The sequence below is a fragment of the Paenibacillus odorifer genome, assembly GCF_000758725.1.
Lineage (GTDB): Bacteria > Bacillota > Bacilli > Paenibacillales > Paenibacillaceae > Paenibacillus_AQ > Paenibacillus_AQ odorifer.
This window is the reverse complement of sequence record NZ_CP009428.1, coordinates 6,635,373-6,649,059: the sequence shown is the minus strand read 5'-3', so window position 1 is coordinate 6,649,059 and position 13,687 is coordinate 6,635,373. Positions and strand designations below refer to the sequence as shown.

The 13,687-nt window shown below is 44.2% G+C and carries 5 protein-coding genes and 1 riboswitch; all 5 genes read left to right on the top strand.

The features are described from left to right. Positions 1-98 precede the first annotated feature (98 nt). The 5 genes from PODO_RS29025 to PODO_RS29005 all read left to right on the top strand — a co-directional run bounded on the left by PODO_RS29025 (position 99) and on the right by PODO_RS29005 (position 13,684). Positions 99-671, top strand: a complete 573-nt coding sequence (locus tag PODO_RS29025) for a hypothetical protein (protein WP_244886409.1) — start codon at positions 99-101, stop codon at positions 669-671. Positions 672-828: 157 nt separating this feature from the next. Beyond that, a riboswitch (cyclic di-GMP riboswitch) is annotated at positions 829-915 on the top strand. 258 nt (positions 916-1,173) lie between these two features. Next, complete coding sequence (locus PODO_RS29020; protein WP_052097388.1) at positions 1,174-6,987, top strand: NPCBM/NEW2 domain-containing protein; 5,814 nt, start codon at positions 1,174-1,176, stop codon at positions 6,985-6,987. A gap of 245 nt (positions 6,988-7,232) precedes the next feature. Further along, positions 7,233-7,868: a response regulator gene (locus PODO_RS29015; RefSeq protein ID WP_038573832.1), complete on the top strand. Its 636-nt coding sequence runs from the start codon at positions 7,233-7,235 to the stop codon at positions 7,866-7,868. 84 nt (positions 7,869-7,952) lie between these two features. Next, the gene (locus tag PODO_RS29010; protein ID WP_038573830.1) at positions 7,953-13,034 is read left to right on the top strand and encodes an AAA family ATPase; all 5,082 of its coding nucleotides are present in this window, start codon (positions 7,953-7,955) and stop codon (positions 13,032-13,034) included. Further along, on the top strand, positions 13,031-13,684 hold the full coding sequence (locus PODO_RS29005) for a response regulator (RefSeq protein ID WP_038573828.1): 654 nt from the start codon (positions 13,031-13,033) through the stop codon (positions 13,682-13,684). The genes PODO_RS29010 and PODO_RS29005 overlap by 4 nt, the downstream gene beginning before the upstream one ends. Positions 13,685-13,687: the final 3 nt, after the last annotated feature.

Genomic DNA, 13,687 nt, shown 5'->3' with positions numbered 1-13,687 from the left:
TATATCGGTCCAGAGGATGAGATGAATTTCAGGTCAGAGTCTGAGTACAGCCAACCCCCGGGGTTGTATAATTTAGGTAATTTGAAAAGGGGGACGGGATGGATATGAAATGGCATCAATTTGTAACGCGCTGGGCGGATTCTAGGGGCTTTGATGGACGAGAAATTGATTATCAATGGCCTTCTCCCTCATTTCCGGTCATCAGTATTCGTAGTAATTTAGGGCGATACTCAGGTCAAAAGTATGGTCATGGAAGTAAACCCCGTGTAAAGACAGCCGTTGGTTTAATCGCTATTGGAGATGTAGCTGTCGGATTGATTTCCATAGGTGCGATAAGCGTGGGCGTACTTTCCTTAGGAGCAATATCACTGGGAATGTGGTTAGCGATCGGAGCAATAGCACTTAGCTGGCTTGGCTTCGCAGTGGGAGCGATTGCGATTGCAGGAGTGGCTGTAGGAGCGATCGCAATCGCGGAAAAAGCGTTGGGGGCCATCGCCATAGGGGATACGGCGTTTGGTGCGATAGCGATAGGCAGGATCGCTGGGGGTGCCATAGCTATCGGACAATGGGCATATGGTGTAATCGCAGTTGGCGAACATGGTTTCGGATTAATTCCCATCACGGGCGATGTGTGGAATTGGTTCCGGCGTTTGTTCGGATCGGGGAGTTAAGTAGACCTCCAGTCCTAAAGGATCCCATTCTCTTCCGGAATATTCGATAAATAATATCTATCACATAAGAAAAACTAATTGCAATTACCTATACTCATTTCATACCAATTAATCATGCGATCAGATCTAGGCTTATGTTACTCTTTGAATGTATTCGAAACTTCATAGGCAAACCTATGGAAATGTAGGGACGCAAAGCTATAGGGACTAAGGTTATCATAACTATTGTCAGCCAGCTGCCAAAGAGTGTGTAACGCTTTTTGTTAAAATATAAGAAAGTATAAGTTATACACCTATACTTAATATCTTATATTTCTCGCTTAAACGCTTACCGTCCTTATAAGGACGCCGAAGGCGTTTATGCTTGTTAAGGTTTAATAAAAATTAAGTCTTAATTTTTAGGCGACTTTATACGCAATCAAGCTACTCTTTTGGGGTAGTTTTTTTTGTGCCCATTTTTGGGCACTGGAGAGATTCATATGACATCTGGGGGTAAGAAGAGATGAAGAAAATGATTGCGATCGCTACATCGGCGGCCATGTTGGCCAGTTTTTCGAGTGAGGCAGGTTATGCTTTAGCAAGTGAGGCAAGCAAGGTAAAGGTAACAAAAACAGTCGCGCAAAGTAAGGTCAACTTATTAAGCAACGCTTCGGTTATTCCGTTTGAGCTGTACGGCAAGGATGTTCTAAATGCCTATAATGAGGTTTTTAGAATGAATCCAGCAAATATTAAAACCATCACAAATAACGGTGGCAACTACTCAGGCTCACCTATAGCTAAGGCTATGGATGGGGATATGAGCACGCATTGGGAGACTGGCAAACCGAATAGTTCAACGTTTACGAATGAGGTTGTGTTTGTTTTCAATGAGTCCGCTGAATTAAATAGAATGGTATATGCCGCTAGGCAATCCGGTGCTAAGGGTAAAGGCTTTGCTCAAGAATTTGATATCTATGGCTCCACTACAGATGCGGGCGATTTCACACTCGTGTCTTCTGGGGAATATACAGGCTCAACCGGTGATGTAGTGGAGATTCAGTTTGTACCTACGGCCTTTAAGAGACTTAAATTTGTCTACAAAAAAGCAAACCAGGATTGGGCGAGTGCAGCTGAGTTTTCTTTTTATAAAGAGGATAGTGTCTCTGCTAAAATGAAAAATTTATTTACAGATGATACCTTGAGCCAAGTTAGTACAGCCTTTGATACGGCAGAGAAATTAACAGCTTTAGAAAATGAAGTACAAGCACATCCACTGTATGCGCAGTTTAAAGAAGAGATAGAGAATGCAAAGATCCTTTTGGAGAACCATCAGGTAGAGGTAACAGCAGCCAAGGTTTCGAAGCTAAAAGGGTATGGTACAGCCTATGAAAATGCCTATAGCCAAGCTTATAGAATGCCAAATGCAAACGTATCAAAAGTAACGGTGAACGGTGGAAGCTACCCAGGTACGAAGCCTGAATATATGCTGGATGACCAGCCCACTACGCATTGGGAAACGAACAAAAACAATGATGCAAGCTTCACGAATGAAGTCGTGTTTGAACTAGCGCAAGCGGAAGTGCTGGACAGAGTGGCTTTTTTGGCTAGAGATAACCGCAAAGGATTCCCAGAGGCTTTTGAAATCTATGCATCAGAGACGAGTAAAGGAGAGACCTTCCAACTTGTATCTAGCGGAACCGCGATTAGTACCAATGATTTTCTGGAATTTAAATTCGAACCGACGAAGTTTAAAAGATTAAAATTTAAGTTCACAAAAGCTAATATTAACAGACCTTTTGCGGCTGAATTTAGATTTTATACAGAAGATAAAGTAAGCGAAGCTGTAAATGGTATTTTCACAGATGGAACGATGAGTGCGGTTGTGTCTGCTTATAATAACGTTGCAAAAATCAATGAATTGGAGGAAGCGGCAAAAGTACATCCGCTCTATCCAATCCTTAAAGATTCATTGGAACTAGCTAAGAAGCTGGTTAATGGCGAGGTTCAAACCGAAGGTACCATCATAGAGGCCGAGCAGCGTGGAGATATGAATAAACATGCTCAGCAAAACCTGAGAATAGGCTTCGGCACGAACAACCAGCCTACAGGACTTGCGGCAATGCCTGGCGAGACCATCAATGTTTATGTGGATGCTGCTTCGGGTGATAAGTTGCCTTCTTTGATCTTTTCTCAACAAGAGGGAGCTTGGAATAGTTGGGCTAGGGGCGTACAATTGCGTGCGGGCAAGAACACTATAACTGTACCTGAAATTGCAACGACTAGTGCTTATGCTCATGATGTAACTAAGGGCGGCACCGTTTATATCGTAAATCCCTATACAGCTGAGGAGCAAGGGAAGGCGCCACTGATCCGCTTCGAAGGTTTAGAAAAGATTCCTTTTATGACCAAGACCACGGATCCAGAGCAATTCAAAACCTTCTTAATCACATACAAACAAAGACTGGACGAAGATAAAGCGGCTCATCCAAATGTTCAAGATCGCAAACTTATCGATGTGGTAGAAATGGCCAGCGATCATGTTATTTTTACAGGAACTGCGACTGAAGCATACAACAAATTTATTACGCAAGGAAATAACCCGCTGGATACCGTAACTGGGTATGACACCTGGATGAAAAGCATTTTTACCTTCTATGGCTTGGATGGCAGTAGTGAGATTCATGATGCCAAGCTAATTCGTGAGAATATTCGATTGATGCAGCCTTATGGTGCGATGTATGCAGCGGGAGATCATACAGGGATCCAACTTGGAACAGTAGGAACCATGTTAGGTGATTTTAACAAAGCTTATCCGGGCTGGGGACTGAATCACGAAATTGGGCATCGCTTGGCTATGGGTGAACGGGAATATGGCGAAGTAACTAATAATATGGTGTCTATGTTTATGTCTGTCGCGGCGAATTCGATAGATAATCGTATACCGTATGAATCAGATATCTATAAATATGTCCTCGAAGAAAATAAAGTGGTAATGAATCAGCAGGGCTTATTTGCACAACTCGGAGCCTATTGGCAGCTGGAGCTGGCACATCCGGGATACTGGACAGAGCTGACCAAGCTATATCGGGAGCGGAAGGTCACCCTTCCCAACGGTGACAATTCCAAGCAGCAGTATTTGGTGGAGTTCTCCTCCGAAGTACTGGGATTAGATTTAAGCAGCTATTTTGCCAGACATGGCTTCACTGTGAATCCTGAGACAAAAGCGAAAGTAGCCAAGTATCCGGCACCGCAAAAGTTATGGTATTTAAATAACTCGGTGATTAATTATGAGGGAACTGGAATAGTGGATAAAAATCTGGCCATTAAGGTTAATATCACACCTAACACCACGGCTAGAACGAACACGTTAAGTTTCAGTATAGATAAAGAGCTTAAGCAAGACTTTTTAGGATATGAAGTGTATAGAAATGATGTGTTAGTTGGTTTTACAGGAACTGACCAATTTGTGGATCAGAATGTAGATGCGAGTATCAACTATACGTACAAGATCGTCGGTTATGATAAAAAGCTGAACCCACTGAAGCCCGTACAGATTAAAGCCTTTAAGCCAGCCTTGTCTGTTGAAGATCAGCTCACTTTAAAGCTTAATCAAACCTTTGATCCGATGAGCTATGTAAAAGCGGCTAACTATCTAGGAAACGATATTACTGCGGATGTCTCTCTGAAAGCCAATAACGTTGATGTAACGCAAAAAGGCAACTACGAAATTGTATATGAAGTGAAAAGCGAAGGGGTTACGGAAACGAAAACCACACAGGTTACGGTAACGAGCGACTACGCCTATATTTCCGATCTCAATGCCAAGTCAGTCGTTGTAGGCTGGGGTGAATTAAAGAAAGATAAAGCTATTTCCGGGGGAATCATAACCCTTGTTCGCCAAGGATTGGCTGCGACGTACGCGAAAGGGATTGGTGTTCATGCCAACTCTGAGGTAGTTTACGATATTGAAGGTAAGGGTTACGACTTCTTTGAAAGCTACATTGGGATCGATCAGGCCATGAAAGGGAAACCTTCCTCGGCTACTTTTGCAGTGTATGTGGATGGAGAACAGAAATTTGAGAGTGATGTTTTCCGGGCAGGAACAGAACATCAATTTGTGAAAATCCCAGTGACTGGCGCAAGAGAGGTGAAGCTGGTCACAACAGATGCTAAGGATGGCAATGCTTCAGACCATACGGTATGGGCCGATGCGAAGTTCTCGAATAATTCAAGCAAACCTATCATTACAGTGCCGGAAGAGACAACCTTCGTTAAGCTGAACAGCGAATTTGATGTGTTGAGCGATGTAACAGCTTTTGATACGGAAGATGGTAATTTAATTGGAGCCGTTGAAGTACAATCCAATGGATTCACATCAAGCAAAACAGGGACTTACAACGTCGAGTTTTCAGTTACAGACTCAGATGGAAACTCCGCTGTGCAGGCCAGAAAGATTGTTGTATACAGCGCTAGTAAATACCTGAGTGATGTAGATTGGCAATCGGCAAAAACGGATTATAATGTGGTTCGAAAAGATAAGGCTAGCTCTAACAATCCGATTAAACTGCTGGTAAATGGTGAGGTCAAAGAGTTCGCTAAGGGCTTAGGAACCCATGCCAGCTCTGAAATCGTGTATAATCTGGCGGGTGCAAACTATGAATATTTTGAAACGTATGTAGGGGTTGATAGAAATATCCCTGAGCAGAGCAACTCCAGTGTAATTTTCAAAATCTTTGCCGATGGGGCAGAGGTTTATAACAGCGGACTGATGAAATTTGTTACAGAAGCCAAGCTTGCGCGGATACCTGTTAAGGGTGTAAGTGAATTGAAGCTGGTGTTAGATAATGCAGGTAACGGAAATGCTTCAGATCACGGTGATTTTGCTGATGCGAAGTTTATGATCTTGAACAATACACCAGAGCTTACCATATCTAAATCTGTCTCAACCAAAGTGGGCCAAGCGATTGATATCAATGAAAGCTATTCGGCAATGGATTCGGAAGACGGTGACTTGACGGCTCAAGTGAAGGTCACAGGCCTAGAGCAGGTTAATTTCAACCGGGCTGGAAAGTATCCAATCACTTACACAGTAACAGATAGTGATGGAAATACGACCACGAAGATTAGAACGATAGCCGTAGTAGACATGACGGACTTTACGTACCTGACGGATTACGACTGGAATTCTACTCAGAACAGCTATACTGCACCTTTGAAGGATAAATCTATTAGTGCCAATACGCTGAGATTAACAGATGAGAACAATCAGGTAGTGTCCTATGAAAGAGGAATTGGAGCGCACTCTAACTCGACGATTGTATACGATCTAAGCGACAAAAACGTGGACTATTTCACTTCCTATGTAGGTGTAGATAGACAAATGTACGGTTCTGTTGGTTCGGTGAGCTTTGAGGTGTTTGTCGATGGAGAGAAGAAATTCGATAGTGGGGTCATGGGTTCGAGAGATCCGCAGAAATTCATCGAATTGGATATTAATGAAGCAAAAGAACTGAAATTAGTCGTCACAGACGGGGGAAATGGCAACGGATCTGACCATGCTACATGGGGTGGAGCCAAACTACATTTCGCGAATGGAGATCACTTATTCACTAGAGATCTTGAACAGGCGATTGCAGCGGCTAAAGCAATTTCTCTAGAAGGCTTCACACCTGAGAGCATCGCGGCATTTACGTCCAGCCTCTCGATAGCAGAGACAGTGTTGGTTAACTCTTCTGTTACGCAAAGTGAAGTAGACGAAGCTGTAGCAGCGTTGCAACAAGCAACCGAAGGTTTGGTCCAAATAGATCTTACGCAAGTGATTACTGTGGCGGACCCGTATTTAAGTGCTTCGATCAAGACTACATTGGGCGTAACTGGAGAACTAACGCTAGGGGATATGTATAGCCTTACAACGTTAACCAGCGAAACCAGAAGAGTCAGATCCTTGGAAGGTTTGCAGTACGCAAAGAACCTAGAGACACTTGATATTACTGGAAATGAAATTACAGATTTCTCCCCATTACAAGGGTTAACTAAACTAACGAGCTTATTGGCCGACCCACAAGTGGTAGAGGTAGGAGAATTTAAGGGACCTGTGGTTGAAGTAGCTAATCTGGTGAAAGGGCTCGATGGCAGCAAAGTGATCCCTAATTCCGCTGGGGTAAGAAACACTAGAACATCTAAAGAAATTGTGTTTGATATGAAGGAATGGGCTGCTAATCCGGATGTGTTTACTATTGACCTATCGAACGAGGAGAAAGGAACTTACATGCTGGGGTTAACTTACCAAGTCGCAGGTAATCTCGTGCAAATCATTTCTTTTATTAATAATAATTAAATTCCCAAGAAAGCAGGCGGATTGTGGTCTCTATAACCATGGTTCGCCAGTTTTTAAATGAGGAAGTTTTTATGTAAAAATATCCATTTTGTCATATGACAAAAGAAATGACAACGCTCACTATAAGCGGTGTAGTCTTTTAACTATACTTAATCAGAAATGCGTCAAATTTAAATGAATACTCTAATTGAAGCTTTTTATACAAAGAAGTAAATAATGTATGCGGTTTAGAGAGAGGTGTTTCTGTGAAAATCATCATTGTAGATGATCATCCTTTAGTTAGAAGAGGGCTGGCATCTGTCATTGCAATGCAATCGGATATGCAATTTGCAGGTGAAGCTACGACTGGCCCGGAAGCACTTGATGTGATTGAAGAGACAAAGCCAGACATTGTCCTCATTGATCTTAAGCTTGCTGATGAATCAGGACTGGATGTCATTAAGATAGCACGTACCCGCGGCATGGTTAGTAAATTCATACTGTTGACTTCCTCTGCGAGCAGAGAGGATTTTTTGAGGGCTGAAGAAGTACTGGTAGACGGATATGTACTGAAAGAGGCACTGCCGGAGGAATTACTCTTTGCTATCCAGTTGGTGTACAAAGGGAGAAAATATTACGATCCTGGCCTAATGGAAGAAAAGATGCGAATGAGCGCCAGCAGTCCAACAGATGAATTGACACCAAAAGAGAAGGAAGTCCTGATTCAGCTTGGACAAGGTGCTTGCAATAGAGTGATTGCCACACGTCTTTTTATCAGTGAATTTACGGTGAAGAAGCATGTCAGTCAGATTTTAGCGAAGCTGCAGGTTACTGACCGGACACAGGCGGCACTGTGCGCCAACGCGATAGGATTAACGAAATATGAAATGTCTTACGAGTAGAACGGCAAGATCAGATGTTATAATGGCTTTAACTACTTTGCAAGATTGAGTATTCTGTCTAATTGTAATTAGGGAGTGCTGTTGATGTTTGAATTGCCAGGATACCAAACCTTAGATCTGATAGATAATACCGCGGATATCAGATTATACAGACTCCTACGTCAAGAGGACGGCCTAAGGGTTATCGCTAAGACAACAATAGGAGAATACCCGGGAGCTGCCATGGTCGATGCTTTTCGTCATGAGTATGACATGCTTAAGCGACTTTGCGGACGTGGTGCAATAGAGGCGTACAGTTTGGAAATTATGGCGGACCGACCAGTCCTTCTCTTAAAAGATATAGAGGGGAGTACTCTTGGGCAGATCCTGCGTATGCCTGTTAATTCACTGGGTCTTCCAGCGCTGCTTCGGATCGCTACAGCTATTGCTGATTGTCTTATGCAAATTCATCGTGAAAAAATAACACTAAATGAACTAACCCCCGCTCATCTAATCGTCAATCCCATTACTTTTGAAGTGAAATTTATTGATATAAGAATGTGCTCTACCGAAAACATCACGAGTCCTTTGTCACCGTTAAGCGGTCGGCCCGATGTTCTGCTTCCTTATATAGCTCCAGAACAAACGGGACGAACCGGAGTCAAACCGGATTACCGTTCTGACTTTTATTCGCTTGGGATCATCCTGTATGAATGTCTCTCAGGCAGCCGCCCCTTTGAGCTGCATGATGTTGTTGATATTGTATATCGTCATCTTGCAGATACACCTGAGCCTCTGCACCGCAAGTTCCCCACTATCCCTCTATCGGTCTCTGATATTGTTGGTAAATGCATGGAGAAGATGCCTGAAGCGAGATACGCCAGCGCATTAGGCATTAAATCGGATCTTGAGGAATGTCTATCCCGTCTAGAAGAATCCGGGCATATTGAGCCTTTTCCACTAGGAAGCTGGGATATCCCAGAGCGGTGGATGGTATCAGGACGCTTCTATGGAAGACATCTTGAGCAACAAAGCTTAAGGGAAGCGCTGCAACGAGCATCACAAGGTGCCGTAGAGACGGTCTGGATTAGCGGGGAGAGTGGTATCGGCAAAACAACCTTTCTAAAGGAGACCCTTAGAAATACAGTCTCTTTGGATGGTTTCTTCGCCAGAGGCAAATTCGAATCCCGACATACCTCACTCCCTTATGGCATCTGGCATCAAGTCATAGAAGAGTTGGTTAGTCAGCTGCTGATGGAAACAAAGCTGCAAGTGGAAGTTTGGAAGCTGCGTATTCTACAAGCAGTGGACAATTACGGTCAGTTGCTGATCGATTTTGTTCCTAAGCTTGAACTTTTGATTGGCCCACAACCCTCCGTGCCTTCACTGCCACCGCTGGAAGCTCAGCATCGCTTTCAATTAATCATGAGCCGATTTATTCAACTCTTTCCTCATGAGGATCATCCATTGATCTTGGTATTGGATAATTTGCAATGGGCTGATGATACGTCGCTGCAATATCTCACTTCGCTTATAGAGGATACGGCAACGACTCATCTGCTAATCGTGCTTTCCTATCGCAATCGGGAGATTACAAGGCTGCACCCACTCAGTAGGCTGGAAAAGCATCTGATTGACCGCAACGTAGCGATGAGCAGAATTTCTTTACAAGCGCTTGAACTCACCGATTTAAAACAACTGCTACTTGATGTTATGCGTTACGAGGCAGCTGACTTGGACGAGCTGGCGCGTGTGCTGCTTCATAAGACAGATGGAAACCCGTTATTTATTAAGCAATTCCTTCAAGATTTGATAGATGATCAGCGAGTGGAATTTGATGAGAATATTCGAAGCTGGAAATGGGATCTCCAGCGTATTACTGAATTAAATGTTCCCGATAACGTAGCTTCATACCTTTCAAGTAAATTGCAACAATTTCCTGAACAGACGGTATATGCACTTAGCAGAGCCGCATTCATAGGCAGCCTATTTGATTTACGTACACTTGCTGATATTACGGAGACCCCGATAGAGGCATTGAGCGAAGCGTTGGCGGTTGCTGTACATGGGCGCTTGTTGCAGCCCGTTAACGGGGAGGAATATCCGCATTATAAGTTTCAGCATAACCGCATTCATCAGGCAGCATATGCCTTTATTTCCGAAGAGGAGCGTTCCGAGCTGCATTGGAAGATTGGTCTGTTATTGCTAGGCCGCAGCCCGCTAAGTGAAGGAACGACCCTATTTGAAGCTGTCCAGCATTTGAATCAGGCACTTACATGGTTAGACCGCCCTGAACAGAGGCTTCAACTGGTAGAGCTGAACTTACAGGCAGGGGTAAAAGCGAAGCAAACAACCGCACATGAGACAGCCTTGCAATATATGCTTCAGGCAACGTCATTATTAGCGGAGCAGAGCTGGGAGGCGCAATATGGGCTAACCTTCCGGGTATTTCGTGAGAGGGCGGAGCTCGAATATTTATGTTCCCATTTTGATACGGCTAATGAATTATTCCATCTGTTAATTGATAAAGCTACGACAAATATGGATAAGGCTTACGTCTACGCAATGAAGGTGCAGTTGGAAGCAAGTAATGATAACCACGAAGAGGTGATCTCCTTAGGCCAGCATACCCTATCGTTACTGAAAGTGAAGCATCAATTTGATCCTGGGTATGTTCAATTGACGCTTCAATGGTTGCGATTGCGGCGTAGACTCAAGAAGGTCTCACTCGAATCGCTTACTCTTTTACCTCCAATGACTGATGAAGCACGTAGAATCGCAATGTCTACTTTAGATCATTCGAGCAATGCTTGTTTCTACGTCAATCGAGAAGGGTGGCTCGCTTCTTCCTTCACCATGATTGAATTAACGCTTGATTATGGGATGACTCCGGAGGCTTCCATTGGATTCATAGGTTATGCAATGTTTCAATACTATTACTTCCGTAATGATGAAGAGACATTCAAATGGGCCATGCTGGCATTCAGCTTATCCGAACCCTATCCGAAACAGCATATGACAACCTTAGCTGCGTTCGCCATGTGCTACGACAGCTGGCGGCATTATGATCCTGCTATGCTCCATACATTTACCGAGAAGGCTGGTAAAGTGGGACTGGAATCAGGTGACTTATGGAAGGGCAACCAGAATGTGCTGATCAACTGTGCCTCCCTTTTGCAATTTGGTCATCCTCTCGGCGATATCTATGAGCGATTAATTACTCATTCCGGAGATTTGCTGCGCCATAACAACAGTCTTCATTGTAAGCAGGCTATTGTAGCGGCGGCCATTCTTGTTCGACTGACAGGTTATCGCTCTATAGATGATCCCTTTCCCATCGCGGAGATTAGCGAGCCTGATTTTGCAAAGTCGGTTCATGGGGACACCTTTGATTTTATACAAGAAATGGTCTGGATCTATCAGTATTTGACGGGCTATGTATTTGGAGAATACCGAGAAGCCAGTGAGGCATTAGCCAAATCAGCGGCCATTATAAAATCACGCGAAGATGGCTTAGACAGTCCCATGCAGATCATGTATGAATGTTTAGTCTGGGCTCAGTTGTATGAGGAATATAACGCTGAAGAGCAACGTACATATCGGGCAAAAATGCGTAAATGCTTGAAGAAAATGAAAAATCTTGCCATGCGTTGTCCGGGGAATTATCAGCATAAATATCTGTTGATGAAGGCTGAGTTAACTCGTCTATCGCGAGATCCCCGCCAAGCTGAAGCGTTGTATGAGCAATCCATTGAGACCGCCCGGGTCCACGGTCATATTCACGATTTAGCGATGGCGGCGGAATGTTATGGCAAATATGGGCTTCGTCATGGCAAAATGCATCTGGCAAGAATCTATATGACTGAGGCCTATGAGGCTTATCTGCAATGGGGCGCAAAGGCTAAAGCGGCTGACCTGGAGCAGCAGCATCGCCATTTGCTGCATATTAAACGAGAGCCCGGGCTCGATCGTGTGGATTCCCTTTCTGTGGTAATGTCTGCCCAAGCATTATCGGGCGAGATGGAGATGAGCCGATTATTGGCCACGCTGATGCGAATCATGCTCCACAATGCTGGGGCAGAATATGGGGCTGTTATTTTTGATCATGACGGCAAATGGATGGTGGAAGCTTATGGGACCTCAGAAGCCCAGCATATCGAATCTGTTCCACTTGGGGAAGAATCGGGGTTGGTCCCGGCAGCGATTATAGCTTACGCGGCAAGAACACAAGAACAGGTTGTATTACATGATGCGCTCAGTGAAGGGATATTTACACGTAATACTTACGTTAGGAATAATAGACTGAAATCCGTTCTATGTCTCCCCATCATGAATCAGAATAAATTGGTTTGCCTGCTCTATTTGGAGAATAATCTATCGCCGGGTGTATTTACTCCAAGCAGACTCGATGTGCTCAAGCTGCTTGGTTCACAATGCGCAATCTCAATCGCTAATGCCAAGCTATATTCGGGAATCCAATATCTCAAAAAAAATCTGGAGGATCAAGTGGTAGAAAGAACTCGCAGCCTGGAGCGTTCGATGCGGGAAACATCTGCGGCTTTGGCCGAAGCTACTGTTTTTGAGGAACGCAATCGTATTGCCCAAGAGATTCATGATATTGTCGGGCATACCCTTACATCGACGATTCTGCAGATTGAAGCTGGCAAGCGGCTGCTTCAGAAGAAGGAGATAGACAGCGGCTTTCAGCGTCTGGCAGAAGCCCAGGATCTTGTGCGGCATAGCTTGAATGAAATCCGCGGCTCTGTCCATATGCTGAAAGAGGACAGGTATTCTGACCTAACCGTGATGCTGAGGCAGTTGATTAAAGATACAGAACGCAATGCAGGCGTTGTTGTTCATGCAGTTATTTATGATCTGCCGGAAGCCATGTCAACAGCCTATAAAAAGGCAATCTATCATGCTTTGCAGGAGGGCTTAACTAATGGGATCAGACATGGAAAGAGTGCCGAGTTCCATTTTAGTCTGGAGTCTGTTGGAGCGAACTTGCAGTTTAGACTCAAGGATTGTGGGCTAGGGATGAGTCCAATCGTGATGGGATTTGGACTTAGGACGATGAAGGAACGGGTTGAGCAACTGGGAGGCAGCTTATCCATCGATTCAGAAATGGATGAAGGCTGTTTACTGGAGATTGATCTGCCCATGCGAAGGGTTGTGGATAGAAATTGAGCAAAATAAAAATTGTAATTGCCGATGATCAATTGTTGACGCGGGAAGGACTTCGCACCATTTTGGATCTGGAAGATGATATGGAAGTGGTCGGTGCTGCCAAGAATGGAGAAGAAGCTTGCGAGATGGTTGAAGCACTCCAGCCTGATCTGGTGCTGCTCGATATTCAAATGCCAGTTATGGATGGCCTTAGCGCCTTGAAGCGAATAAAGCAGGTTCGGTCGAACATCTTCATTCTGATTCTGACTACTTTTATAGAGACTGATTATATTGTAGAGGGAATGGCCTACGGAGCAAGCGGCTATATGCTGAAGGACATGGATGCAGATAAAATGATCGCTTCGATTCATGATACGTTATCCGGGCAATTTATTCTGCCAGCTCCGGTAGCAGCCAAACTGGCGTCGAGGATGAACAGGTTAACAGAGGACTATGAACATTGGCAGAGATCGGGTCTGGATCGCATCAGTCTGACAGAACGGGAAGAGGAGCTGGCACAGCTCATTATCCGGGGACTGAACAATCGTGAAATCGCCGATACATTACATATTGCGGAAGGTACGGCGCGTAATTATATTAGCAATCTTTACAGCAAATTAGAAGTGGTTGATCGGGCCCAAGCGATTGTGCGACTGCAAGCTATTTTGTAATAG